This window comes from Neorhizobium galegae bv. orientalis str. HAMBI 540 (assembly GCF_000731315.1).
GTDB lineage: Bacteria > Pseudomonadota > Alphaproteobacteria > Rhizobiales > Rhizobiaceae > Neorhizobium > Neorhizobium galegae.
In genome coordinates this window covers 996,895-1,021,083 of the sequence record NZ_HG938353.1, presented here as the reverse complement: position 1 = coordinate 1,021,083, position 24,189 = coordinate 996,895, and the positions used below count along the sequence as shown (strand labels likewise).

Genomic DNA, 24,189 nt, shown 5'->3' with positions numbered 1-24,189 from the left:
GATATCAATCGCTTAGATAGGCGCGACCGTCATCTCGGGGCAACAAGCTGTCACCATTCCCCGGGTGACGTTGTGCAGGGTATCCAGGCTGGAATGAAGCTTCTCGAAGTCTACATATTGCGCCGGATTTTTCAGATGTTCCTGGTGACGCTCCTGCCGGTGCTCACCATCATCTGGACCATCCAGGTGCTGGGACGCATCAACCTGGTCACCGATACCGGCCAGTCGATGGGCTCGTTCGCGACTCTTGCCACCTTCATCCTGCCCACCATCATCCCCGTCGTGCTGCCTTTCGCACTCGTCATCGGCATCACCCAGACGCTGACGGCGATGAACAACGATTCGGAATTGCCGGTCATCGACGCGGCCGGAGCATCGCGCAACATCATCTACCGGCCGGTGCTGATGCTCGGGATCGCGCTCAGCATGTTCTCCTTCCTGGTAACGAATTTCGTCGAGCCGCCCTCGCGCGTCGCCGCCCGCCAGATGGTCGCAGCCGCCTATGCGGACCTGCTCTCCTCGGTCATCGAGGAGAAGACCTTCCGCAGCATCGAGCCGGGTCTCTACGTGCAGATTTCGGAGCGCCATTCCGGCCGCGTGCTCAAGGGCCTGTTCGTCGTCGATTATCGCGACCCGAATTTCGATCTCATCTATTATGCCCGCGAGGGATCGATCGACGAAAGCGGCACCTCGCTCACCATGCGCGACGGCGAGGTCCATCGCAAAGCCGTCGACGGCCGCATCTCGATCATCAAGTTCGTATCCTACGCCTTCGACCTGTCGGCGATGGCGAAGGCCGAAGGCGGCCTCCCGCAGTATTCGTCCGACCGCAGCCTCTCCTTCCTCCTGAACCCGGATCCGAACGACCCGCTCTATCAGAAGTCGCCGGATGCCTACCGGTCGGAACTGCACCGGCGCTTGTCCGACTGGCTTTTCCCGATCTGCTTCGCGCTGATCTCGCTGGTCATCGCCGGCAGCACCCGCTCGCACCGGCAGACCCGGGTCCATCCGATGGTATTTGCGCTGTTCCTTGCGTTTGGCGTGCGCTGGCTCGGTTTCTCGGCCACCAACATGGTCGAACGCCACCCGCTCTACACTCCGCTTCCTTACGTGGTGCCGGTTGTCTTCTCGCTGATCGCAATCTTCATGCTTGCCACCAACCGGCAGTTCTCGGCGCCGCGCTTCATCACCCGCGGCATGTCGCGCCTGGCCAGCAGCCTGCAGCGCCGGATGCCCGCCTCGCGGACTTCGGGCGGAGGTGCGGCATGATCTTCACGACGCTCGGCCGGTATTTCTTCCGCCGCTATATCGTCACCGCGCTTTGGTTCCTGCTCGGCGTCAGCGCCATCATTTTCCTTGCCGACTTCAGCGAAACCAGCCGCCGCATGTCGGGCTTTACCGGCTACACGGTTTCGACCGGGCTGCTGATGACCGCCATGCGCTTGCCGCTCATCCTGCAGCAGATCATCCCGACGCTCAGCCTCTTCATCGGCATGACGGTGCTGATCGCGCTGAACCGCCGCTATGAACTGGTGGTGACGCGTGCGGCCGGCATTTCGGTCTGGCAGTTCGTCTCGCCCTTCGTCATCGGAGCGTTTCTGATCGGGCTCGCCACCTTGTTCGTGGTCAATCCGCTCGCCGCGTGGGGCCAGCGCGAATCAGCCTCCATGGAGGCTAGCTGGCGCGAAGCGAGCAACCGGTCGCGAGCATCCGCCTTCATCCCCTGGATCCGGCAGATCAGCGGCGACGACGATACGATCATCGGCGCCAAGAGCTATCAGGAGAAGGGAACGCTGCTCGTCGACGTGGTGGTTTTCCAGTTCGACAAGGACGGCCGCGTGGCCCTGCGGCAGGATGCCAAGACCGCAAAATTGGAAAATGGTTACTGGCTGCTTAAAGAGGTTCTGGAGAACCGGCCGGGCGAAATTCCGGTGCGTCGCGAGACAGCACAGGTTCGCACCAACTTGAAGCAGGAATACATTCAAGAGAGCCTGGCGCAGCCTGATACTGTTGCGTTTTTTGATCTTTCCAGAAAAATTGAGGTCAGCAAATCGTTCGGCATTCCCACAAAGGCGCTCGAGACGCAGTATCATTCGCTGCTCTCCCTGCCGATCCTGCTCGTGGCAATGACTCTCATTGCCGCGACAGTTTCATTAAAATTCAGTCGGTTCGCCCAGTCCCGCTCCGTGATTCTGGGTGGAATAGTTTCTGGCTTCGTGCTTTATGTCGTCACTGTGCTTGTGAAGGCATTCGGGAGCAGTGGGGCAATTCCTCCCTTCGTGGCGGTCTGGATTCCAGTGATCGTCGCGACGGCGCTGGGGACGACAATTCTGCTTCATCAGGAGGATGGCTAGTGGCGGTAAGTGACCGCAAACATATAAGACGGCTCGCCGCCGCCCTGCTGACAGGTGTGTCTGTATGCGTATTCGGCGTATCCGCAACGGTTGTGCAGGCGCAAGGTCTGGTGCCTCAGGCAGCGGACGGCGCCAAGATGCTGCTGCGCGCCAATGAGCTCGTCTATAATCAGGATGCCAAGCTGGTCACCGCAACCGGTGGCGTGCAGATCTATTACAATCGCTACAAGATGGTAGCGCAGCGCGTTCAGTACGATCAGAAGAGCGGTCGCGTCATGGCGACCGGCAATATCGAGCTGATCGAGCCGGGCGGCAGCCGCGTCTACGCTGAGCAGCTCGACGTCACCGACAACTTCGGCGAAGGTTTCATCAACGCGCTTCGCGTCGAGACCACCGACAATACCCGCCTTGCCGCCGAGAGCGCCGAGCGCCAGCCCGGCGACCTGATGGTGCTCAACAACAGCGTCTACACCGCCTGTCTTCCTTGCACCCAGACGCCCGGCAAAGCTCCGCTCTGGCAAGTGAAGGCACAGCGTATCGTTCGCAACGGCCAGACCCATACGATTCGCCTGGAAAACGCCCAGTTCGAATTGTTCGGCCTGCCGATCGGCCGTCTGCCGTTTGCGATCGAGGTTCCGGACGAAACGGTCGAGCGCAAATCGGGCCTTCTCTTCCCGCAATACAGCGCGAGCGACAATCTCGGCTTCGGCGTGACCGTGCCCTACTATCACGTGTTCTCGCCGAGCATGGATGCGACGCTCAGCCCCACCTATTTTTCCAATCAGGGACTGCTGCTCCAGGGCGAGATCCGCAACAAGTTCGAGACGGGCGAGCACACGTTCCGCTTCGCCGGCATCCACCAGAACGACCCGAAAGCCTTCGATCCGAATACCAGCGACAGTGCTGCGGACAACCGCTTCATGGCCGCCTCCAAGGGTGAGTTCAGGATCAATCCGCGCTGGACATTCGGCTGGAACGTCATGACCCAGAGCGACAACAACTTCTCGCGGACCTACAAACTGACGGGCGTCGGCGGCGGCACGTTTACCAATGACGTGTATCTCACCGGGCTGGGGACGCGGAACTATTTCGACCTGCACAACTATTATTTCAACATCCAGGACGACACCTATAGCAACACGGCCGAACAGAAGCAGGCGATCGTCTATCCTTCGCTCGACTATACCTACTACGCGCCGGAACCGATCCTCGGCGGCGAGCTTTCGGTCACCTCCAACATTACCAACCTGTCCCGTCGCGAAGACGACTGGTACAGGGAAGGCACGACCAATCGTTTCCCGGGCCTTGAAGGCAGCTACAGCCGCTTGACCGTGGAAGCCGAATGGAAGCGCACCTTCAACACGCTCGACGGCCTGCTGCTGACGCCGATCCTCGCCGCCCGCGGCGACGGCATCCGCCATACCGGTTCCGGCACTCCGGGTGCCTATTTCGGCGATATGGAGACTGAAGGCGCCAACGGCCGTTACATGCTCACGGCCGGTCTCGAGGCGCGTTATCCGATCCTGCTGACCACCGAAAACAGCAGCCATATCATCGAGCCGATTGCGCAGATCTTCGCGCGTCCCGACGAGCAGATGGCGGGCGGGTTGCCGAACGAGGACGCGCAGAGCTTCGTCTTCGACGCCACCAGCCTTTTCGAGCGTGACAAGTTTTCGGGCTTCGACCGTGTCGAAGGCGGCACGCGCGCCAATGTCGGCCTTCGTTATACCGGTACGTTCGCAAACGGCATCGGCGTGCGCAGCGTTGTCGGCCAGTCCTATCAGATTGCCGGCCAGAACTCGTTCGCCACCGAGGACCTGGTTCATGCAGGCGCCGATTCCGGTCTCGAAACGCGGCGGTCCGATTATGTCGCGATGGCAGCCATCGATCTGCCACAGGGCTTCACGATCGGGGCAAACGCCCGCTTCGACGAAAAGACATTTGCGATCAAGCGCACCGATGCCTCGCTCGGCTACACGACGCCGCGGGTAAGCGGCACGCTGGTCTACACGCAGGTCGATGCTCAACCGGAATACGGTTCGGACGACGCAAGGGACGTGCTGAAGCACTCGATGAGCTTCCGGATCAACGAAAACTGGGCGCTTGCCGGCACCGCGACCTGGGACCTTGTGGACAAGCAATTGATCCGGCGCGGCATTGGCATCAGCTATGCGGACGAGTGCACGATCTTTACGCTTGCCTATACGGACAAGCCGTCGGACACGGCCGCCAACGACTGGACTGTCAGCGCGCGCTTGAGCTTCCGCACGCTTGGCGATATCAGCGTCGGCTCCACCGAAGGTTTCGACCAGGACTACCGCAACTGACATGGCGGTTCGTCCGGTCGGTGAACCGTCATCGTTTCGCCGCAAGAATTGTGCAAGCGGTCGCAGATAGAGTATGAAATGCGAGGCCGGTCGGGTTCAAGTGCCCACCGGGGCGGGAAAAGGGATTGGTATCATGTTCGCAATGACCGCAACGCGCAAGCTGATGCTGGCCGCGGCCGCTTTGGCCGCCTCGGTCGTCATCCAGCCCGGCGTCCAGCAGGCGCAGGCCGCAAGCGAAGTCTCAGCCGTCGTCAACAGGACGGCGATCACCAGCAGCGATGTCGCCAAGCGCGTCGCCTTCCTGCGCCTTCAGCGCCAGAAGGCCGATGCCAAGACGGCGCGCGAGGTACTGGTGGATGAGGCGCTGAAGCGCCAGGAAATCTCCCGCGTGAAAATGTCGGTCAGCACCGAGGACGTCGACAAGGCCTTCGAGCGGTTTGCCGCCGGCAACAAGCTGAGCGTGGCGCAGATGAGCCAAATCCTCGATAAAGCCGGCGTCGGCGTCGAGCATTTCAAGAATTACATCGCGGTGCAGATGAGCTGGCCGCGACTGGTCAACGCCCGTTACGGCGGCTCGCGCGGCCGCATGTCGAGCCAGGAACTCGTCAAGCGCATGATGGAGAACAAGGAAAAGCCGGTCACCACCGAATATTTCCTGCAACAGGTAATCTTCGTCGTGCCCCCGGCCAAGCGCAACGCCATTCTCGCCAAGCGTCAGAAGGAAGCGAACGCCGCGCGCTCCAAATTCCCGGGCTGCGAGCAGTCGAAGGATTTCGCGGCGACCATGCTGGACGTGTCGATCCGCGACCTCGGCCGCGTTCTCGCCCCCGAACTGCCGGCCGACTGGAAGCCGCTGATCGAGAAGACAGCCGACGGCGGCACGACGGGGACCCGCGTCACCGAACGTGGCGTCGAGTTCCTGGCCATCTGCAAACAACGCCAAGTGTCGGACGATCTCGCGGCGGAAGTCGTGTTCCGCGCCGAGGATCTCGGCAAGGAGAAGAAGGGCGCTCCCGACCCCAACGACAAGAAATATCTCGACGACCTGCGCAGCAAGGCACAGATCGAGTATCGCTAAGAATATCGCTGACCTCGACATTAAGTCATTCCCGGAGCCGTAATGCCTCTCGACCGTCCGCTTGCGTTGACCCAGGGCGATCCTGCCGGCATCGGCCCCGATATCACGCTTGTCGCCTGGGCCTCGCGCCAGAAATACGACCTGCCGCCTTTCCTCTTCCTCGGCGATCCGGCCGTGCTCAAGGCCCGCGCCGTGATGCTCGGCCTCGACGTGCCGATCCGGGAGGCGGATAGCGACAGCGCGATGTCGATCTTTCAGGATGCCCTGCCCGTGCTGCCAATTGCCGCCGGTGCGGAGATCGCCGCCGGCGAGCCGCATGTGGCAACCGCCAAGGGAACGATCCAGGCAATCCAGACCGCCGTTTCGCTCTCGCTCGAAGGCAAGGCCGCCGGTACGGTCACCAATCCGATCGCCAAGTCCATTCTCTACCAGGCAGGCTTCGGTTTCCCCGGCCACACGGAATTTCTCGCCGACCTTGCCGAGCGCGCCACGGGCAAGAAGATCCTGCCGGTGATGATGCTGGCGGGGCCGAAGCTTAGGGCGATCCCCGTCACCATCCATATCCCGATCAGCCAAGTCCCGGCGGCCCTCAATGCGGACCTGATCGCCGAGACCTGCCGTATCGCCCATCACGATCTCAAGACCCGCTTCGGCATCGACAAGCCGCGGCTTGCGGTTGCCGGCCTCAACCCGCATGCCGGTGAGGATGGCGCGATCGGCCGCGAGGACCAGGACATCATCCATCCGGCGATCTTCAAGCTGCGGGCCGAGGGCCTGCATGTTTTCGGACCACTGCCGGCCGATACGATGTTCCACGACGAGGCGCGCGCTCGCTACGACGTGGCGATCTGCATGTATCACGACCAGGCACTGATCCCCGCCAAGGCGCTCGGCTTCGACACCTCCGTCAACGTCACGCTCGGCCTGCCGTTCATCCGCACATCGCCGGATCACGGCACGGCGTTCGGCATTGCCGGCCAGGGTGTCGCCCGCGAGACAAGCCTCGTCGAGGCGATCAAGCTTGCCGGCAATCTCGCTCTGACGTCGAAAGCCGGCTGATGGCCACTCTGGACGGCTTGCCGCCGCTACGGGACGTGATCCAGCGTCACGGGCTCGATGCCAAAAAGGCGCTCGGCCAGAATTTCCTTCTCGACCTCAATCTCACCCAGAAGATCGCCCGCAGCGCCGGGCCGCTACAGGATGCGACCGTCTTCGAGGTCGGACCCGGACCCGGCGGCCTGACCCGAGCCATCCTGTCGCTTGGCGCCAAAAAGGTGATCGCCGTCGAACGGGACAGCCGCTGCCTTCCTGCTCTCGCGGAAATCGGCGAGCATTATCCCGGCCGGCTGGAGGTGATCGAAGGCGATGCGCTGAAGACCGATTTCGCGGCGCTCGCGCCTGAAGGCCCGGTGAAGATCATCGCCAACCTGCCCTACAATGTCGGCACTCAGCTTCTCATCAACTGGCTGCTGCCTTCGCCCGACCGATGGCCGCCCTTCTGGGAAAGCCTGACGCTGATGTTCCAGAAGGAAGTCGGCCAGCGAATCGTCGCCGACGAGGAGGACGACCACTACGGCCGTCTCGGTGTGCTCGCCGGCTGGCGCACCGATGCGCACATGGTCTTCGACGTGCCGCCGCAGGCCTTCACGCCGCCTCCGAAGGTCACCTCCACGGTCGTCCACCTGACGCCGCGCCAAAATCCCCTGCCCTGCGACGTCGCCAAGCTGGAGCGCGTCACCCACGCCGCCTTCGGCCAACGCCGCAAGATGCTGCGCCAGAGCGTCAAATCACTCGGCGGCGAGGCGCTGCTGGTGAAAGCCGGGATCGACCCGGCGAGGCGGGCGGAGACGCTGTCGGTCGAAGAGTTCGTTCGGTTGGCGAACTGTCTCTGAGCGGCGGCAGTGACCGCTTTCAGCCCAACTGCAGTTGGCGATCTTGGCGTAGACGAGCGGCTTTATCCCTCAGGTCGGCCGCTAAGGTGATCTTTGCCGTCGCCTGATCGCAGACGTTGCCGGAGACCACCTTGGACAATCATATCGCGCCATTTCCAAAACCTCGCGAGAAGCGCCCTGAACGGACGCATCGCGGCGAGCGACAAGCGCCAGCTCCGCTCAGGTTCATCTAGTTTGGTCATGTTGCCGGCGCGCCTGCTCGATCACGTCCCGATTTGAATCTGCCCAGGTCACCAAGGCCATGACTGGGGCGAGAAGCGACCTGCCGACTGCAGTCAGTTCGTAATCCACGCGCGGTGGGATCGTCGGAAAGTGGGTGCGACTGATCAAGCCATCGCGTTCCAATTGACGAAGCGTGATCGTGAGCATCCGTTGCGAGATCCCGTCGATCTGCCGTCGCAATGCATTGAAGCGGACCGGCCCATCCTTCAGTGCCACGAAGATGTAAAGACTCCACTTATCGGCAATGCGATCGAGGATCTCCCGAACGGGACGGCAGTCGGCGTCTTCGCTTGGGGTAGGAAACTCTATGTCACTGAGTGTCACGAAAGTGCCTTCTTGCGAACAGTCAAACGGTTACTTTAATAGGGTCGGTCACAATTTTATACTACTCTAATCTCCCAGGAGCAACCAATGACCAACATCCTTCTCGTTACCTCCAGCCCACGCGGTCCTCAGAGCCTTTCCACCCGATTTGCCCGTGACATCGCTGAAAGCCTCAACGCCCGTTCTGCCGGCACAATTGTCGAACGTGATCTTGGGGCGGCACCGCTGCCGCATATCACAGCAGCCTATATCGACGGCCGCATTGCGCCGCCCGAGACACGTACACCCGAACAGATCGAAGCCGTCGATCTCGCTCAAAGCCTCGTTGATGAGATCCAGGCTGCCGACGTGATTGTCATTGGCTCGGGCATGATCAACTTCGGCCCGCCGACGCAGCTCAAGGCTTGGTTTGACTACATCACTTGGCCTGGCGTCACCTTTCGCTACGACGCAACCGGTGTAATGGGATTGTTGCCCGCCAAGAAAGTCTATCTCGTGACGGCAACTGGCGGCGTCTTTTCGGAAGGCAGGAACGCCCCGTTGGACTTCCAGACCACCTATCTCGTGCATCTTCTCGGTTTTATCGGACTGACGGATATCGAAGTGGTCCGCGTGGAAGGAACACTCGTCAGCCCGGACGCAGCCAAGGCTGCGGTCGCCTCCACCGAAGCACAGATCCGGGCTGCACTAGAGCGTGCCGCCTGACCGGCAAACCCATCAGTCAACTACCCAACAAGTTGGAGAATGGCCTGATGCGAGCGGGGTCGAAGAGTTCGTGCGGTTGGCGAACTGCCTCTGAGCAATCGTCTACGCCACCAGGGCCGCTGCCGGTTTCTTGAGACGTAAACCGAGAACCAGCGGGATGCTGGCGGCGTAGACAGCGACCACCGACAGCCAGATCGCACCTGGCCATTGCTCCCGGACGACGAAATAGAAGCTGGAAAAAGCCAACGGTCCCACGATCGAGGCCAGGCTCACGGCCGAGGCCAGCACGCCCTGGAACTGGCCTTGCTGGCTCTCGTCGACCTGCCGGGTCGCCAGAGACTGCAGTGCCGGAACGCCGATGCCGCCGAGGGCGAAAACCGGCATGATCGCGAAGATCATCCAGCTCTCGGTCGCAAAGGCCATGACAGTCAGTGCAATGCAGGCGCTGGCAACACCCGTCAAAATGGCAGTTCGCTCGCCGAGCAGCTTCACGGCCGGTCCCGGAAGGAACGCCTGGGCGAGCGTCTGGCAGACACCGAATGTGCCGAGCGAAAGACCGATCCAAAGCCCGTTCCACCGGAAAGCGTCGCTCCCCCAGAGGGCCCAGGAGGTGCCATAGGCCTCGCCGGTGGCGCTGAAGACGAAAAAGATGAAGACGATCGGCAGCAGGCTCTTCACCGAGAACACCCAGCGCAGCGGCGACAGCGGGTTGAGTGCTCCGAGGTCGATTTTCTCCCTTTTGGGTGTGCGTGACTCCGGCAGGATGAAGAATGCCAGCAGAAGGTTGCAGGCGTTGAGCATGGCCGCGGCCATAAAGGGTAGCCGCAGCCAATAATCACCGAGGGCGCCGCCAAGAATGGGGCCGACGATGAAACCGATGCCGAACATGGCGTTGAACAGGCCAAAGCGGCGGGCGCGCTTATCCTCGGGAGAAATGTCGGTGATGTAAGCGGCGGCCACGGACGTGTTGGCACTGGTCAGCCCGGCAATGGCGCGACCGAGCAACAACATCCAGAGGCTGGGCGCAAAGGCGAGGAACAGGTAATTGATGGCCGCGCCGGCAAGCGAGATCAGAAGCACCGGGCGTCGCCCGAGCCGGTCGCTCAGCGAACCGAGCACCGGTGCGAAGATGAACTGCATCACCGCGTAGAGGGCAGTCATGATGCCGATATAGGGAGCCACGTTTTCGGTGTGGGTGACGTCCTGCAGCAGCGAGGGCAGGATCGGAAAGATGAGGCCGATGCCGACGGCATCAAGGACGATGGCGGTGAAAATAACGATGAGGGATCTGTTCATGGCACGCTCCGGTGGACGCGAGCATGCAAGCGCCGCCGGGCGCCATCGCTCGCGATTAGGCCTGACGGACGTCAGGCGTTCTTTTCTGGGGAACGCTGGCCGACCCACGCTCGAAAGGGCATGAATGGCGTGTGCTTGACCACCTGGACGACAATTCGTCCACCTGTTTACTCCGCCACTGAGCGGATCAAGGGAAGCAGTCGCTTTTCGCGATATTTGCCAGTTACACCCGACGACTAAATTCGACAAGGCTCTTTTTTGCCGCCACTTCCGCCAACGACCGTCTTTGAAGTCCCGGGGGGCCAGCCACCACCGCATCTTTCTCCGCTTCGGATCCAGAATGGACAGCAGCGTTCAGCCTGCCGGGAACCTTTGGTGTTCCCTCTCGTTCGAATTTAAGAGCTGAGGACGCCTTGCATGGCGATTAGAACTGTTCAGTTTCTGGCAATCATCGTCTCTGCGCTCACGCTGATTCCGGCGGGAGCGCATCTTGCCGCTCTGCCCAACAAGATTGACTTGCCGCAGGCCGAGTATTTCACCGTGCAGGGGATCTACCGAGGCTGGGCCGCTCTCGGGGCGTTATGGGCACTTGCGTTGATCCTCAACATCGTGCTCGCATTTTTCGTCCGCTCGCAGGCTCGGCCCCTCGGATTTTCCGTGGCCGCCGTCGCTTGTTTTTCCGCGATGATCATCATCTTTTATCATTGGACGTTTCCGGCCAATCAGGCGACGCAGAATTGGACCGTTGCTCCTGCAAATTGGCAAGCGCTGAGGCAGCAATGGGAATACTCCCATGCGGCGAACACGGTGATCGCCTTCCTGGCTGTCTGCTTCGTTGCATTGTCCACGCTTTGTTGGAAGCCGCCTCACTGAGAGCTCCTCCGCAACTTGACCTTCGAATAGCTTAAAGCTTCGGCTCTTCCGTCAGCAGTTCGCTGACGAAATCGAACAGGCCGTGGCGGCGGTCGCGGCGGATGCGTTCGGCGTTGACGATGCAGCTGACATGCCCGAAAGCCTCGTCGAGATCGTCGTTGACGATGACGTAGTCGTATTCACGCCAGTGCTCGATCTCGGCGCGGGAATTCAGGAGCCGCGTGCGGATCACTTCTTCCGAGTCCTCGGCGCGGCGGTGCAGGCGCGACTGCAGCTCGGTCATGGTCGGCGGCAGCACGAAGATCGAGACGACGTCGGCCGCCATCTTTTCCTGCAGCTGACGGGCGCCCTGCCAGTCGATGTCGAACAGCATGTCGCGGCCCTCGCTCATCGCCAGTTCCACGGGCTCGCGCGGGGTACCGTAGAAATTGCCGTGCACCTCGGCCCATTCGAGCAGGTCGCCGGCGTCGCGCATCTTCTCGAATTGCTGCACGGTGATGAAATGATAGTGCTTGTCGGCGATCTCGCTCGGCCGCTTGGCCCGCGTTGTGACGCTGATCGAGATTTCGAGGCTGCGATCCGCATCGAGAAGATTGCGGGCGATCGTCGACTTGCCGGCGCCCGACGGCGAGGAAAGAACCAGCATCAGTCCGCGCCGGGCGATCTTCACGGGCGAGGACGGCTTGCCCTGGGACGATGGGGCCGGGCTCATGTCTTACTCCAGATTCTGGACCTGTTCGCGGAACTGGTCGATGACGACTTTCAACTCGATTCCGGCGGAGGTGACCGCGGCCGAATTGGACTTCGAACAGATAGTATTCGATTCCCGGTTAAATTCCTGTGCAAGGAAATCAAGCCGCCGGCCGACCGGGCCGCCCTTGTCTATAAGTTCGTTGGCAGCCGCCACATGGGCCTTCAGTCGGTCGATCTCTTCGCGTAGGTCCGCCTTGGTGGCAAGCAACGCCGCCTCCGCATGCAGCCGGTCGCGGTCGAGGGTCGGCGCCTCCTGGAGAAGCGCTGCGAGCTGGAAGGAGAGTTTGCGGGCGATCTCCTCCGGCGTGCGGGAAGGATCGGCTTCGACAACCTGGGCAAGCTCGGCGATGCGGGCGACCTGGCTCTTCAGCACGGCCGCAAGCGCCGTCCCCTCGCCTTCGCGCATCCGCTGCAGATGGCCGATCGCCTCATCGAGGCTCGTGAGGATCGCGGTATCGCGTGCCGCGACCGTCTCCTCGTCTTCTTCCGCCTCGCGGATGTCGACCAGGCCGCGAATGCCCATCAGCGTATCGAGCCTGAGCGGCGACGGATCGACGAGATCTCCGAGTTCGGCACGCAGCGCCAGCACGGCAGCCAGCGCATCGCGGTTCAGCACCGCCTCCACCTTGGTTTCTGCAACAGTGAGGGTGAGGGTCGCCTGCAGATTGCCGCGTGAAAATTTCTCCGTGATCAGCCGGCGGACATCCGGCTCCAGCCGTTCGAGGCCGGGCGGCAGACGCAGCCTCATGTCGAGGCCTTTGCCGTTCACCGAGCGCAGTTCCCATGCGTAACGGTTGCGCCCGCTCGTGCCTTCGCTGCGGGCAAAACCGGTCATGGACTGCAATGTCATCGGTGTCTCCAGATCATGCTTTAAAGGAAGCGGTCAGTTGCTCTTCGGCGGCTTTTCCGCTTCGTCGCCATCCGGCTGGCCGTCCACTACTTCCGGGTTGGCGGCACGCTCGGATTCCATTCTACGCCAACGGCGGACGTTGGCATTGTGTTCCTCCAGCGTCGCGGCGAACACATGTCCGCCGGTGCCGTCGGCCACGAAATAGAGGTCCTTGGTCCGCCAGGGATTGGCCACGGCCTGCAGCGCCGCGCGGCCGGGATTGGAGATCGGCGTCGGCGGCAGGCCCTTGATCTGGTAGGTGTTGTAGGGCGTCTGCTTGGCAAGGTCCGACTTGAAGATCGGCCGGTCGGAAGGTTTCCCCTCGCCGCCGAAGATGCCGTAGACGATCGTCGGGTCCGATTGCAGGCGCATGCCGCGCTGCAGCCGGTTGATGAAGACGGAGGCCACATGGGCGCGCTCGTCTTCCTTGCCGGTCTCCTTCTCGACGATCGAAGCGAGCACGACGAATTCTTCCCTGGTCTTGACCGGCAGGTCCGGGTCGCGGCGCTCCCAGATCTGGTCGACCATCTTCTGCTGCGCAACCCGCATCTGCTGGATGATGTCGGCACGCTTGCTGCCGCGCGAGAACTTGTAGGTATCGGGCCTCAAGCTTCCCTCGGCCGGCAGTTCGGACGGCAGGTCGCCTTCGAGCACCGTATCTTCGGCGAGCCGCAGCATCATCTGACGCACCGTCAGGCCTTCCGGCATGACGACCGAATAGAGGATCGACTTGCCGGATTCCAGCACACCCATGATGTCCTTCATGGAGGCGCGCGCCTTGATCTCGTATTCGCCGGCCTTCAGCGTGTCGCCCTTGCGCAGGTAGGTCGCCGTCACGTAGCGGAAGACGCGCGCATCGGAGATGATGCCGTTGCGCTCGAGATTGGTGGCGATTTCCGCAAGCCCGTTGCCGGGGCGGACCATGAAATGAGTATTGGCTTCGAGCGGGCCCGGCTGCTGGAAGGCCGAGATCATGTAGTAGAAGCCGGCAATCCCGATCACGCAGAGAACGACGACCATGGTCATCACGAAATTCAGGAAGATGACGACCTGGCTGCGCGCCTTCTTGGAACGGCGGGGCGGTTCCGGAACACGTTCGGGCTTCAGGGCCTCGTTCGGCGATTTCGGAATAATCGGCCCCCTGCCATTGCCGGGCGGCAGTTCACTGACATGATTCGTATCGTTCAACCGCGCCCCCCGGGGTTAACGCCCCCTACAGACTCAAAGACTTGCAACCCGCTGTTTGGCCAACCAATGCGGCGAAAAACAGGTCCAGAAGATGATACGAGCCGGCTCGCGAGTCCAGCCGGCATATGTTTCAGGGGCCGAAACGATCCATGCCCGAAAAGTTCGGCCCCAAAGATCGGGCGCCAGAGATCAAGCCAGAAAGATCAGGCCTCGTAGCGGCGCAGCACGAGTGATGCGTTGGTGCCGCCGAAACCGAAGGAGTTCGACAGCGCCACGTTGATCTCGCGCTTGCGGGCCTTGTGCGGCACCAGGTCGATTGCCGTCTCGACATCGGGATTGTCGAGGTTGAGCGTCGGCGGCGCGATATTGTCGCGGATGGCGAGCGCCGAGAAGATCGCCTCGACCGCACCGGCAGCACCGAGAAGATGGCCGATCGCCGACTTGGTCGACGACATCGAGATCTTCGAGGCCGCATTGCCGACCAGGCGCTCGACTGCGCCGAGCTCGATCGTATCAGCCATGGTCGAAGTGCCGTGGGCATTGATGTAGTCAACGTCCGACGCCGAAATACCCGCACGCTTCAGCGCCGCGGTCATGCAGCGGAATGCGCCGTCGCCGTCTTCCGAAGGCGCGGTGATGTGGAAGGCGTCCCCGGACATTCCGTAGCCGACCACCTCCGCATAGATCTTGGCGCCGCGGGCCTTGGCATGTTCCAGCTCCTCCAGAACCACGATGCCAGCGCCCTCGCCCATAACGAAACCGTCGCGGTCCCGGTCATAGGGGCGCGAAGCCTTCTGCGGATCGTCGTTGTGCTGGGTCGAAAGCGCCTTGCAGGCAGCGAAGCCGGCCAGCGCAATACGACAGATCGGCGATTCCGCACCGCCGGCGACCATCACCTCCGCATCGCCGAAGGCGATCATCCGGGCCGCATCGCCGATGGCGTGCGCGCCGGTGGAACAGGCCGTGACGACCGCGTGGTTCGGACCGCGCAGTTTGTGGCGGATCGATACCTGGCCGGAGACAAGATTGATCAGCCGGCCGGGAATGAAGAATGGCGAAATGCGGCGCGGGCCCTTGTCGCGCAGGGTGTAGCCTGCCTCGACGATGCCTTCGAGGCCACCGATGCCCGAGCCGATCAGCACGCCGGTGGCGATCTGGTCCTCGTCGGTCTTCGGATGCCAGCCGGCATCTTCGAGCGCCATCTCGGCGGCGGCCACGCCGTAGATGATGAAGGGATCGACCTTGCGCTGTTCCTTCGGCTCCATCCACTGGTCCACGTTGAACGTGCCATCGGAGCCGTCGCCGACAGGAATGCGGCAGGCAATCTTTGCGGGAAGGTCTTCGACCTCGAATTCAGTGACGACGCGGGCGGAATTTTCGCCGGCCAGCAAGCGCGACCAGCTGACTTCCGTTCCGCATCCGAGAGGAGATACCATGCCGGTACCGGTGATAACGACCCGTCTCATCGCCAGTGCCCTACCCTATAATTTTTCTCGATTTTTCAGGGCCCAAGCCCCAATTGCTGAAACGGCCCGAACAAGCGGGCCGTTTTCGGGATCTGCCTTGCGACGTCATCCCCTCTATGTCGGGTCGATCAGGCCTGGGCCTTCTCGATGAACTTCACAGCGTCGCCGACGGTCAGGATGGAATCGGCAGCATCGTCGGGGATTTCAACGCCGAATTCTTCCTCGAAAGCCATGACCAGTTCGACGGTGTCGAGCGAGTCCGCACCAAGATCGTCGATGAAGCTTGCGCCTTCGACGACTTTGTCGGCGTCGACGCCGAGGTGGTCAATAACAATTTTCTTAACGCGTTCTGCGATATCGCTCATGTCGGTTTCCTCGACCTTTGTCTTTATCGAATGCCCGATCGGCATCCGCACCCTGTTAAAAACCTGCGACCGCCGCTTGTTCAGCGCCGATGCGGGCAAACCCGTTCTCCCCTTTTCAGGTTCCAATCCTATCGCGCTCACGCAATATGACGGCCTGCATATCAGGGTGACCATTCACAGTCATGGCCCGCTTAACATGGTTTCCCTGTTCAGCAAAGCCAGAATTTGTTCCATTGCACAGCCGCCAACAACCGATTGTAACGTGTTTTCTTGAAGGCGGCACTCAATCAGATCATCGCCATGCCGCCGTTGACATGCAGGGTCTGGCCGGTGACGTAACCAGCCTCGCTGGAGGCGAGATAAAGGACCGCGGACGCGATGTCCGATCCGGCACCCATGCGCTTCATCGGAATGGCGCCGAGGATCGCCTCTTTCTGCTTGTCGTTGAGCTTGCCGGTCATCGCGCTGTCGATGAAGCCCGGCGCCACGCAATTGACCGTCACGTTGCGGGTGGCGATTTCCTGGGCGAGCGACTTCGAGAAGCCGATCATGCCGGCCTTCGAGGCACAGTAATTGGTCTGGCCCGGATTGCCGGTGACGCCGACCACCGAGGTGATGTTGATGATGCGGCCATAACGGCGGCGCATCATCGGATGGGTGAGTTCGCGGGTCAGGCGGAAGACCGCCGTCAGGTTGACTTCCAGGACGTTGTCCCAGTCGTCGTCGCTCATGCGCACGAACAGGCCGTCCTTGGTGATGCCGGCATTGTTGACCAGGATGTCGACCCCTTCGAGCTCGACCTCGGCCTTCTCACCGAGCGCCTTCACTTCGGCGCGGTCGGAGAGATTTGCCGGGAAGATCTTGACGCGCTCGCCGAGTTCGGAGGCCAGCGCCTCGAGCTTCTCGACGCGGGTGCCGTGCAGGCCGACGGTGGCGCCTCGGCTGTGCAGCATCCGGGCGATCTCTTCGCCCAGCCCGCCGGTTGCGCCCGTCACCAATGCCTTGCGGCCGGTCAAATCAAACATGATCGTGTTCCTTCGCGTGTCTTTGGTTTCAGCCGAGAATGGCTGTGAGCGCGGCTTCGATATCGGCCGGCGTGTTGACGGCAATGCCGGAGATATTCTTGTCGATACGACGGGCAAGGCCGGTCAGCACTTTTCCCGAACCGATCTCGTATAGGGTCGTCACGCCGTTGGCGCCGAACCATTCCACCGTCTCGCGCCAGCGGACTTGGCCCGTCACCTGGGTGACCAGCAGCTTGGCGATCTCTTCGGCGTCATAGACCGGCACGGCGCGCACGTTGGCGATTACCGGCACGACCGGATTATGCTTCTCCACCTTGTCGAGCGCGTGACGCATGGCGTCGGCCGCCGGCGCCATCAGGTCGCTGTGGAAGGGTGCGGAGACCGGCAGCATGATGGCGCGTTTGGCACCCTTTTCGGTCGCAAGCCCGGCTGCCTTCTCGACAGCCGCCTTGGAGCCGGAGATGACGAGCTGGCCGCCACCGTTGTCGTTGGCAATCTGGCAGACGCCGGCATCGCGGGCCGCAGCGCAGATCGCGTCGACGTCGCCATGTTCGAGGCCGATGATCGCCGCCATGGCGCCCTGCCCGACCGGGACCGCCGACTGCATGGCATCGCCGCGGATGCGCAGGAGGCGCGCCGTGTCAGCCAGCGAGAATGTGCCGGCGGCACACAGCGCCGAATATTCGCCGAGCGAATGGCCGGCCACGAAGGCAACCTTGTCGGCGAGCTTCAGGCCGCGCGCTTCCATCACCCGGATCGCTGCGACCGAGACCGCCATCAGCGCCGGCTGCGCATTGGCGGTCAGCGTCAGCGTTTCTTCCGGGCCGTTCCACATGATGTCGGAGAGCTTCTGGCCGAGCGCCTCGTCGACTTCATCGAAGACGGCGCGGGCTTCGGGAAAAGCCTCCGCCAGATCCTTGCCCATGCCGACAGCCTGGCTGCCCTGGCCGGGGAACGTGAATGCGATCGTGCTCATGGGGATGATTTCCTTCCCTTATGTTTTGCCTCTCCATTCACATTCCGGCCCGGAGAGTCAAGGGCAGCGCGGTTTTCGAGGCCTTTTACAACCTGTTGTCCCCTTGCGCTTCATCAAATCCGGCTTAGAGTGCCGCCGACTTTTTGAGAACGGGATCTCATTTCCATGAAGTATAAAAAACTCGGCCGCACGGACCTGTCCGTGTCGGAAATCTGCCTTGGCACCATGACCTGGGGTACCCAGAATTCGGAAGCCGAAGCCCATGAGCAGATGGACCACGCCTTCGAGAACGGCATCAACTTCTTCGATACCGCGGAGCTCTATCCAACCACGCCGGTAAGTCCCGCCACCCACGGCCGCACCGAGGAATATATCGGCACGTGGCTGAAGAAGAGCGGCAAGCGCAAGGACCTGGTCCTCGCCACGAAGATCGCCGGCAGCGGCCGTCCGCATATCCGCGATGGGCGCGACATCGAGCCCGCCACCATCCGCCAGGCGGTCGACGCCAGCCTGACCCGCCTGCAGACCGATTATCTCGACCTCTACCAGATCCATTGGCCGAACCGCGGCACTTTCCATTTCCGCAATTCCTGGACCTTCGACGTCTCGCAGCAGAACCGCGACAAGGCGGCGGCCGAAATCGCCGAGATCCTGGAAACGCTCGGCGAACTGGTGAAGGAAGGCAAACTGCGCGCCGTCGGCCTTTCCAACGAAAGCGCCTGGGGCGCGATGAAGTACCTGCGGCTTTCGGAGAAAAAGGCCCTGCCGCGCATCGCCTCGCTGCAGAACGAATACAATCTCCTCTATCGCCACTTCGATCTTGACCTCGCCGAGGTCGCGCACCACGAGGATGTCGGGCTGATGGCCTATTCGCCGCTCGCCGCCGGCATCCTCACTGGCAAGTACCAGAACGGCGCAAGGCCGGAAGGCTCGCGCGCCACGATCAACAAGGACCTCGGCGGCCGCCTGACGCCCTATCAGGAGCCGGCAGTGAAGGCCTATATCGAGGTCGCGGCCAAACACGGCCTCGACCTCGCCCAGATGGCACTCGCCTTCTGCCTGTCGCGTCCCTTCATGACATCGATCATCGTCGGCGCGACGTCGATGGCACAGCTGAAGCACGACATGGCCGCCGCCGACCTGACATTGTCGGACGAAGTCTTCGCGGACATCGCCAAGGTCCACCGACAGTATCCTATGCCGCTCTAGCAAATGCCAAGGGCCGGAGGACATCTACCTCCAATAGGCGACTTGCTCCGGCCCGCAAAAGGACCGCTAATCAGTGCCCTCCATATCCGGAGCGACGCGCTGAAGCCATGCAATCCGTTGTGCCCCGAAGAGAGTTCGCCCGGCGTCGGAAGCAACTTAAACTGACGCAGAAGGAACTTGCCTCGGAACTGGATCTGCCGCCGGACGAGCTGCGGAAGCTGGAAAAAGGCGACCAGCCGGTGCGCAGGCTTCACCTTCTGGCCCTCGACCAGCTGAGGCTGGAGGCCGCGGTGCGGGATTCAGCCCTCGTGACCGCAGCGATGCTTCTGAACGCCGAGCAACTCCTGGAAAGCGTCGGCTACCGTATCATCCGAAGCCAAGACACAGGCAGCGAGTGGAGCCCGGACTAGGGGCGGGAATAGCGCCGGAGACCGGATTTCGAACCTTCCCCTTGCCATCTCGCCAAAAATCCGTATAAGCGCGCTGTTCGCAACACCCGGTCTTCTGGCTGGTGGCTGAACGGAGGGCAGGTTTCTTTGAAAAAAGAAGCCGCAGGGACCATAGGGTCCAAGCCTCCCGTGTCTCCGCTCTCGACCGTCTCGATACAACACTTTTCTTGCCTCGGGTTTTCCCGTCCAGGAGCAGTCGTTGAGGCTTAGCCGCCGAGGTCCGGGTAGACAACCGCAAGAAAAGGCAAAGCTTACATGGCTCTTTATGAACACGTATTCCTTGCCCGGCAGGATATGTCCGCTCAGCAGGTTGATGCCCTCGTCGAACAGTACAAGGGCGTCATCGAAGCTAACGGCGGCAAAGTCGGGCGCATTGAAAACTGGGGCCTCAAGTCCCTCACCTACCGCATCAACAAGAACCGCAAGGCTCATTACGCCCTGATGGACATCGACGCACCGGCTCCGGCCGTGCACGAGATGGAACGCCAGATGCGCATCAACGAAGACGTTCTTCGCTACATGACGATCGCCGTCGAAAAGCATGAAGAAGGTCCGTCGGCGATGATGCAGAAGCGCGACCGCGACGACCGTCCGCGCCGCGATGGCGACGACCGTGGCCCGCGCCGCGAATTCGGCGACCGTCCTCCGCGCCGCGAAGGCGGCTTCGGCGACCGTCCGGACCGTGGTCCGCGTGAAGGCGGCTTCGAGCGCCGTCCGCGCGAAGACCGTGCGTAATAGAGGCTAAGGAGAAAAGACCATGGCTGACGTATCATCATCCTCCTCCCAGGCACGCCGTCCGTTCCATCGCCGCCGCAAGACCTGCCCGTTCTCGGGTGCCAATGCGCCGAAGATCGACTACAAGGACGTACGCCTCCTGCAGCGCTACATTTCCGAGCGCGGCAAGATCGTTCCGTCGCGCATCACGGCCGTTTCCCAGAAGAAGCAGCGCGAACTCGCCAAGGCGATCAAGCGCGCCCGTTTCCTCGGCCTGCTGCCCTACGTCGTAGCGTAATTACGAATACCGGACCCGCTGATTAAGAGTCAGCGGGTCTATCCCTTCCGCGATGGGCGCGGATCGGAACTTCAAAATCCCATGTTGGGGATGATGTACCTGAGAGAATTCATCAGGTGTGATCCCCTAACTGCTTCAAAAAGCAGGACAGCGAGACCGTGACGGACAAGATACAGACAGTGCTGCCCACCGGCATTCTTGCCGGCATTGCCGCCACCCTGCTCGTGCTGGGTGCGAATGCGCAGCTGTCGTTTGCGTCCTTGCTTTACGCCGCCTCCTCGCTTCCGATCTTCATCGCCGGCCTCGGCTGGGGCAACCGCGCCGCCGTCATCGGCATCGTGACCGCCGCCGTTCTCGGCGCCATCCTCGTCTCGCCGATGTTTGCGGTCGCCATGGCGGTGTTCACGCTGATCCCGGCCGGCTGGCTTTCGCATCTCGCCAACCTGGCGCGTCCCGCTTCCGAACTCGGCGGCCCGGACAACCTGATGGCCTGGTACCCGATCTCGGATATCCTTCTGCATCTCTGCGGCCTGGTGACGATCGCCGTCATCGCGCTGGGCGTTGCGATCGGCTACGGCCCGGAACTCACCGACCAGATGGTCGACGCGATGACCGCGGCCCTCAAGGCCCAGGAGCCAGCCTTCACGCCGGAACCGGCGGGCATGGCGCAGACCAAGTCGCTGCTGGTGCTGATGTTGCCGCTCGTCCAGGGCGGCGTCTGGGTGACGCTGCTGTTTACCGCATTCTATATCGCCGTGCGCATCGTCTCGCGCTCCGGCCGGGCCTTGCGTCCGCGCGAGGACATGCCGTCGGCGCTCCGGATGAACCGGCATGCGATCTTCATCTTCCTCGGCGGCATCGTGCTCTCCTTCCTCGGCGGCGTTCCAGCGATGATCGGCGCAACGATCTGCGGCACGTTCGGCGCCGGCTTCCTGATGGCCGGTTTCGCCTCCTTGCATTTCCGCAGCCTCGGCAAGGACTGGCGCATCCCGGTCCTCGTCCTCTGCTACCTCTCTTCAATGCTCGTCCTGCCGGCGATCGCGATCCTCATACTGGGGCTTTCCGATACGAGGCGGACGATCGCGCTCACTCCGCTCAAGGCCGACGCGAGCCCCGACAACAAGACCACCGAAAACAAGAACTGAAAAACAAGAACTGAAAAACAAGAACCGACTGATCGAAAGGAAATCTAACCATGCAAGTCATTCTGCTTGAACGCGTACCGAAGCTTGGCCAGATGGGCGAAACCGTCAAGGTCCGCGACGGCTTTGCCCGCAACTACCTTCTGCCGCTCGGCAAGGCTCTCCGCTCCAACGAAGCCAACAAGAAGCGCTTCGAATCCGAGCGCGCCACGCTCGAAGCCCGCAACCTCGAGCGCAAGGGCGAAGCCCTGAAGGTCGCCGAAGTTCTCGACGGCAAGTCCTTCGTCGTCGTGCGCGCCGCCGGCGAAACCGGCCAGCTCTATGGCTCCGTCGCTGCCCGTGACATCGTCGACGCGTTGGCTGCCGACGGCTTCACCATCGGCCGCAACCAGGTCGACCTCAACACGCCGATCAAGGAAATCGGCCTGCACAAGGTCTCCCTGCACCTGCATGCGGAAGTCGAAGTTTCGGTCCAGCTGAACGTCGCCCGCTCGACGGAAGAAGCTGAACGTCAGTCCCAGGGCGAAAGCCTCACCTCGGCCGACGCCATCTACGGCGTCGACGAAGATGCCCTGCGTCCGGAAGACTTCTTCGATCCGGAAGCCGACGGCGCCGGCGAAGACGAATAATCGTCGCTTCCAGAGCATTTCAAAGAGCGCCCGGTCCGAAAGGTCCGGGCGTTTTTTTGTCTTTTTCGGGCTATAAAAAGGGTGAGCTTCCCCGAGTCGATTCGCTCCGGGACACAGTCAAACGGATTTACGGTTTCCGACCATTTTTCGCTTCGCGGCGCGCTTTTGCCTGTGAACTACTGTGGGAATCGATATTGCCGTTTCGTGACAGGCCAGACACCTCTAAGGGTACTGCCGGGGTACAGGGACAGAACGGAAAACACCATGAACGACGCAGTACGCAAGCTCGCCAACATCCAGCCGGCAGAGCCGCATTACCGCGAAGCCCCGAACAATATCGAGGCCGAACAGGCGCTTCTCGGCGCGATCCTGGTCAATAACGACGCCTATTACCGCGTCTCCGATTTCCTGAAGCCCGTCCATCTCTACGAGCCGCTGCACCGCAAGATCTTCGAGGTCACCGGCGACATCATCCGCATGGGCAAGACCGCCAACCCGGTGACGATCAAGACCTTCCTGCCCGCCGACGACAAGGTCGGCGACCTGACGGTGGCGCAATATCTCGCCCGCCTCGCCTCAGAAGCCGTGTCGATCATCAATGCGGAGGACTACGGCCGGGCGATCTACGACCTGGCGCTCCGCCGCGCGCTGATCACCATCGGCGAGGACATGGTCAACATCGCCTTCGACGCGCCGCTCGACATGCCGCCGCAGACCCAGATCGAGGATACCGAACGGCGGCTGTTCGAACTCGCTGAAAACGGCCGGTACGACGGCGGCTTCCAGTCGTTCAACGATGCGGTGGCGCTTGCCATCGACATGGCCGGCCAGGCCTTCGAGCGAGACGGCCATCTTTCCGGTGTCTCGACCGGCATCATGTCTCTCGACAGCAAGATGGGCGGGCTTCAGCGCTCCGACTTGATCGTGCTTGCGGGACGCCCGGGCATGGGCAAGACCTCGCTTGCGACCAACATCGCCTATAACATTGCCGCCTCCTACGAGCCGGAAGTGCAGCCGGACGGCTCGTACAAGGCCAAGAACGGCGGCGTCGTCGGCTTCTATTCGCTCGAAATGTCGGCCGAACAGCTCGCCACCCGTATCATCTCCGAGCAGACGGAAGTCTCCTCGTCAAAGATCCGCCGCGGCGACATCACCGAGGCGGATTTCGAAAAGCTCGTCGCCTGCAGCCAAATGATGCAGAAGGTGCCGCTGTTCATCGACCAGACCGGCGGTATCTCGATTGCCCAGCTTTCCGCCCGCGCCCGCCGACTGAAGCGCCAGCGCGGCCTCGATTGCCTGGTGGTCGACTATATCCAGCTGATGACCGGCTCGGGCAAATCCGGCGAGAACCGCGTCCAGGAAATCACCCAGATCACCACCGGCCTGAAGGCGCTCGGCAAGGAACTCAACGTGCCGATCATCGCGCTGTCGCAGCTCTCGCGCCAGGTGGAAAGCCGTGACGACAAACGCCCGCAGCTCTCCGACCTTCGCGAATCGGGCTCGATCGAACAGGACGCCGACGTGGTGCTGTTCGTGTTCCGCGAGGAATACTACGTGAAGAACATGGAACCCCGCGACATCGCCGACCCGAAATATCCCGAATGGGAAGCGCTGATGGACAAGGTGAAGGGCACCGCCGACGTGATCATCGCCAAGCAGCGCCACGGGCCGACCGGCACCGTCAAGCTCGCCTTCCAGTCCGAATACACCCGCTTCGCCGATTTGGCCGATCCGAGCTTTACGCAATACGAAGAGCATTGATCGGGGCGTTTGCCCATCACCCCTAACTCTCTCCCCGCTCGCGGTAGGGCGATCATATGAGGGTGCGTGGAGCCCTCCCCCTTGTCGGGAGGGGTTGGGGAGGGGACTTGGCTCGCAGCGTCGCCTGAACTCCCCATGGCCCAAAAGATTGTGCAGCGCGAAGGATTTTGCGGGCATGGTCTTTTTCCTGCCTT

General features: G+C 61.9%; 25 protein-coding genes. 16 read left to right on the top strand and 9 right to left on the bottom strand.

From position 1 onward, the window contains the following. Positions 1–93: 93 nt before the first annotated feature. The 6 genes from lptF to rsmA all read left to right on the top strand — a co-directional run bounded on the left by lptF (position 94) and on the right by rsmA (position 7,651). Positions 94–1,269, top strand: a complete 1,176-nt coding sequence (lptF, locus tag RG540_RS05225) for an LPS export ABC transporter permease LptF (RefSeq protein WP_038585387.1) — start codon at positions 94–96, stop codon at positions 1,267–1,269. After that, positions 1,266–2,354, top strand: coding sequence for an LPS export ABC transporter permease LptG (lptG, locus tag RG540_RS05220; RefSeq protein WP_038585384.1), 1,089 nt, complete (start codon positions 1,266–1,268; stop codon positions 2,352–2,354). The genes lptF and lptG overlap by 4 nt, the downstream gene beginning before the upstream one ends. Further along, a complete protein-coding gene (locus tag RG540_RS05215; RefSeq protein ID WP_038585381.1) occupies positions 2,354–4,681 on the top strand; it encodes an LPS-assembly protein LptD in 2,328 nt (775 codons plus the stop codon). Before lptG ends, RG540_RS05215 begins: the two co-directional genes overlap by 1 nt. A gap of 163 nt (positions 4,682–4,844) precedes the next feature. After that, entirely contained in the window at positions 4,845–5,759 is a 915-nt protein-coding gene (locus tag RG540_RS05210) for a SurA N-terminal domain-containing protein (protein ID WP_244446658.1), read from the top strand. A 42-nt stretch (positions 5,760–5,801) separates the two neighbouring features. Then, the gene (gene pdxA, locus RG540_RS05205) at positions 5,802–6,818 is read left to right on the top strand and encodes a 4-hydroxythreonine-4-phosphate dehydrogenase PdxA (protein WP_038585378.1); all 1,017 of its coding nucleotides are present in this window, start codon (positions 5,802–5,804) and stop codon (positions 6,816–6,818) included. After that, a complete protein-coding gene (gene rsmA / locus RG540_RS05200; protein WP_038585375.1) occupies positions 6,818–7,651 on the top strand; it encodes a 16S rRNA (adenine(1518)-N(6)/adenine(1519)-N(6))-dimethyltransferase RsmA in 834 nt (277 codons plus the stop codon). The genes pdxA and rsmA overlap by 1 nt, the downstream gene beginning before the upstream one ends. 225 nt (positions 7,652–7,876) lie before the next feature. Here rsmA and RG540_RS05195 read toward each other — a convergent pair whose 3' ends face one another. After that, positions 7,877–8,257: a winged helix-turn-helix transcriptional regulator gene (locus RG540_RS05195; protein ID WP_038585372.1), complete on the bottom strand. Its 381-nt coding sequence runs from the start codon at positions 8,255–8,257 to the stop codon at positions 7,877–7,879. Between the two features lie 87 nt (positions 8,258–8,344). Between RG540_RS05195 and RG540_RS05190 the strand changes: the two genes are divergently transcribed. Further along, positions 8,345–8,962 (top strand): FMN-dependent NADH-azoreductase, encoded by a 618-nt coding sequence (locus RG540_RS05190; RefSeq protein ID WP_038585369.1) that lies wholly within the window; start codon positions 8,345–8,347, stop codon positions 8,960–8,962. Positions 8,963–9,064: 102 nt separating this feature from the next. Here the strand turns inward: RG540_RS05190 and RG540_RS05185 are convergent, their stop codons facing one another. Then, positions 9,065–10,258 (bottom strand): TCR/Tet family MFS transporter, encoded by a 1,194-nt coding sequence (locus tag RG540_RS05185; protein ID WP_038585366.1) that lies wholly within the window; start codon positions 10,256–10,258, stop codon positions 9,065–9,067. 516 nt (positions 10,259–10,774) lie between these two features. Between RG540_RS05185 and RG540_RS05180 the strand changes: the two genes are divergently transcribed. Next, positions 10,775–11,131 (top strand): DUF1772 domain-containing protein, encoded by a 357-nt coding sequence (locus RG540_RS05180; RefSeq protein WP_244446625.1) that lies wholly within the window; start codon positions 10,775–10,777, stop codon positions 11,129–11,131. A 31-nt stretch (positions 11,132–11,162) separates the two neighbouring features. Here the strand turns inward: RG540_RS05180 and gmk are convergent, their stop codons facing one another. From gmk to RG540_RS05155, 5 genes are all read right to left on the bottom strand, one after another. Beyond that, on the bottom strand, positions 11,163–11,843 hold the full coding sequence (gene gmk / locus RG540_RS05175) for a guanylate kinase (RefSeq protein ID WP_038541680.1): 681 nt from the start codon (positions 11,841–11,843) through the stop codon (positions 11,163–11,165). A gap of 3 nt (positions 11,844–11,846) precedes the next feature. Then, positions 11,847–12,734: a YicC/YloC family endoribonuclease gene (locus RG540_RS05170; protein WP_038585362.1), complete on the bottom strand. Its 888-nt coding sequence runs from the start codon at positions 12,732–12,734 to the stop codon at positions 11,847–11,849. Positions 12,735–12,767: 33 nt separating this feature from the next. After that, positions 12,768–13,961, bottom strand: coding sequence for an endolytic transglycosylase MltG (mltG, locus tag RG540_RS05165; protein WP_038585358.1), 1,194 nt, complete (start codon positions 13,959–13,961; stop codon positions 12,768–12,770). A gap of 203 nt (positions 13,962–14,164) precedes the next feature. Beyond that, complete coding sequence (gene fabF / locus RG540_RS05160) at positions 14,165–15,427, bottom strand: beta-ketoacyl-ACP synthase II (RefSeq protein WP_038585355.1); 1,263 nt, start codon at positions 15,425–15,427, stop codon at positions 14,165–14,167. A gap of 128 nt (positions 15,428–15,555) precedes the next feature. Further along, entirely contained in the window at positions 15,556–15,792 is a 237-nt protein-coding gene (locus RG540_RS05155; protein ID WP_003502080.1) for an acyl carrier protein, read from the bottom strand. On the opposite strand from RG540_RS05155, the gene RG540_RS32290 reads away from it, so the two are divergent. Next, a complete protein-coding gene (locus RG540_RS32290) occupies positions 15,791–16,066 on the top strand; it encodes a hypothetical protein (RefSeq protein ID WP_151041553.1) in 276 nt (91 codons plus the stop codon). The genes RG540_RS05155 and RG540_RS32290 overlap by 2 nt on opposite strands. A gap of 13 nt (positions 16,067–16,079) precedes the next feature. Here RG540_RS32290 and fabG read toward each other — a convergent pair whose 3' ends face one another. After that, on the bottom strand, positions 16,080–16,817 hold the full coding sequence (fabG, locus tag RG540_RS05150; RefSeq protein ID WP_038585353.1) for a 3-oxoacyl-[acyl-carrier-protein] reductase: 738 nt from the start codon (positions 16,815–16,817) through the stop codon (positions 16,080–16,082). Between the two features lie 28 nt (positions 16,818–16,845). After that, positions 16,846–17,793 (bottom strand): ACP S-malonyltransferase, encoded by a 948-nt coding sequence (gene fabD, locus RG540_RS05145; RefSeq protein WP_038585351.1) that lies wholly within the window; start codon positions 17,791–17,793, stop codon positions 16,846–16,848. Positions 17,794–17,958: 165 nt separating this feature from the next. Here fabD and RG540_RS05140 point away from each other — a divergent pair, with 165 nt between their 5' ends. The 7 genes from RG540_RS05140 (at position 17,959) to RG540_RS05110 (ending at position 23,995) form a co-directional block, all read left to right on the top strand. Further along, on the top strand, positions 17,959–19,002 hold the full coding sequence (locus RG540_RS05140) for an aldo/keto reductase (protein ID WP_038585349.1): 1,044 nt from the start codon (positions 17,959–17,961) through the stop codon (positions 19,000–19,002). Positions 19,003–19,109: 107 nt separating this feature from the next. After that, complete coding sequence (locus tag RG540_RS05135) at positions 19,110–19,412, top strand: helix-turn-helix domain-containing protein (RefSeq protein WP_038585346.1); 303 nt, start codon at positions 19,110–19,112, stop codon at positions 19,410–19,412. 294 nt (positions 19,413–19,706) lie between these two features. Further along, entirely contained in the window at positions 19,707–20,186 is a 480-nt protein-coding gene (gene rpsF / locus RG540_RS05130; protein WP_038541657.1) for a 30S ribosomal protein S6, read from the top strand. A 22-nt stretch (positions 20,187–20,208) separates the two neighbouring features. Beyond that, complete coding sequence (gene rpsR, locus RG540_RS05125) at positions 20,209–20,463, top strand: 30S ribosomal protein S18 (RefSeq protein WP_038585342.1); 255 nt, start codon at positions 20,209–20,211, stop codon at positions 20,461–20,463. Positions 20,464–20,621: 158 nt separating this feature from the next. Then, a complete protein-coding gene (locus tag RG540_RS05120) occupies positions 20,622–21,608 on the top strand; it encodes a membrane protein (RefSeq protein WP_038585340.1) in 987 nt (328 codons plus the stop codon). Between the two features lie 50 nt (positions 21,609–21,658). Next, positions 21,659–22,234, top strand: a complete 576-nt coding sequence (gene rplI / locus RG540_RS05115; RefSeq protein ID WP_038585337.1) for a 50S ribosomal protein L9 — start codon at positions 21,659–21,661, stop codon at positions 22,232–22,234. 264 nt (positions 22,235–22,498) lie between these two features. Beyond that, positions 22,499–23,995, top strand: coding sequence for a replicative DNA helicase (locus tag RG540_RS05110; RefSeq protein ID WP_038585335.1), 1,497 nt, complete (start codon positions 22,499–22,501; stop codon positions 23,993–23,995). Positions 23,996–24,189 lie beyond the last annotated feature (194 nt).

What these genes read in the sequence shown, in the direction of transcription:
- lptF (WP_038585387.1), top strand. Translation starts at nt 94, where the DNA reads ATGAAGCTTCTCGAAGTCTACATATTGCGCCGGATTTTTCAGATGTTC.
- lptG (WP_038585384.1), top strand. Translation starts at nt 1,266, where the DNA reads ATGATCTTCACGACGCTCGGCCGGTATTTCTTCCGCCGCTATATCGTC.
- RG540_RS05210 (WP_244446658.1), top strand. Translation starts at nt 4,845, where the DNA reads ATGCTGGCCGCGGCCGCTTTGGCCGCCTCGGTCGTCATCCAGCCCGGC.
- pdxA (WP_038585378.1), top strand. Translation starts at nt 5,802, where the DNA reads ATGCCTCTCGACCGTCCGCTTGCGTTGACCCAGGGCGATCCTGCCGGC.
- rsmA (WP_038585375.1), top strand. Translation starts at nt 6,818, where the DNA reads ATGGCCACTCTGGACGGCTTGCCGCCGCTACGGGACGTGATCCAGCGT.
- RG540_RS05190 (WP_038585369.1), top strand. Translation starts at nt 8,345, where the DNA reads ATGACCAACATCCTTCTCGTTACCTCCAGCCCACGCGGTCCTCAGAGC.
- RG540_RS05185 (WP_038585366.1), bottom strand. Translation starts at nt 10,258, where the DNA reads ATGAACAGATCCCTCATCGTTATTTTCACCGCCATCGTCCTTGATGCC.
- gmk (WP_038541680.1), bottom strand. Translation starts at nt 11,843, where the DNA reads ATGAGCCCGGCCCCATCGTCCCAGGGCAAGCCGTCCTCGCCCGTGAAG.
- RG540_RS05170 (WP_038585362.1), bottom strand. Translation starts at nt 12,734, where the DNA reads ATGACATTGCAGTCCATGACCGGTTTTGCCCGCAGCGAAGGCACGAGC.
- fabF (WP_038585355.1), bottom strand. Translation starts at nt 15,427, where the DNA reads ATGAGACGGGTCGTTATCACCGGTACCGGCATGGTATCTCCTCTCGGA.
- RG540_RS32290 (WP_151041553.1), top strand. Translation starts at nt 15,791, where the DNA reads ATGTCGGTTTCCTCGACCTTTGTCTTTATCGAATGCCCGATCGGCATC.
- RG540_RS05155 (WP_003502080.1), bottom strand. Translation starts at nt 15,792, where the DNA reads ATGAGCGATATCGCAGAACGCGTTAAGAAAATTGTTATTGACCACCTC.
- fabG (WP_038585353.1), bottom strand. Translation starts at nt 16,817, where the DNA reads ATGTTTGATTTGACCGGCCGCAAGGCATTGGTGACGGGCGCAACCGGC.
- fabD (WP_038585351.1), bottom strand. Translation starts at nt 17,793, where the DNA reads ATGAGCACGATCGCATTCACGTTCCCCGGCCAGGGCAGCCAGGCTGTC.
- RG540_RS05140 (WP_038585349.1), top strand. Translation starts at nt 17,959, where the DNA reads ATGAAGTATAAAAAACTCGGCCGCACGGACCTGTCCGTGTCGGAAATC.
- RG540_RS05135 (WP_038585346.1), top strand. Translation starts at nt 19,110, where the DNA reads ATGCAATCCGTTGTGCCCCGAAGAGAGTTCGCCCGGCGTCGGAAGCAA.
- rpsF (WP_038541657.1), top strand. Translation starts at nt 19,707, where the DNA reads ATGGCTCTTTATGAACACGTATTCCTTGCCCGGCAGGATATGTCCGCT.
- rpsR (WP_038585342.1), top strand. Translation starts at nt 20,209, where the DNA reads ATGGCTGACGTATCATCATCCTCCTCCCAGGCACGCCGTCCGTTCCAT.
- rplI (WP_038585337.1), top strand. Translation starts at nt 21,659, where the DNA reads ATGCAAGTCATTCTGCTTGAACGCGTACCGAAGCTTGGCCAGATGGGC.
- RG540_RS05110 (WP_038585335.1), top strand. Translation starts at nt 22,499, where the DNA reads ATGAACGACGCAGTACGCAAGCTCGCCAACATCCAGCCGGCAGAGCCG.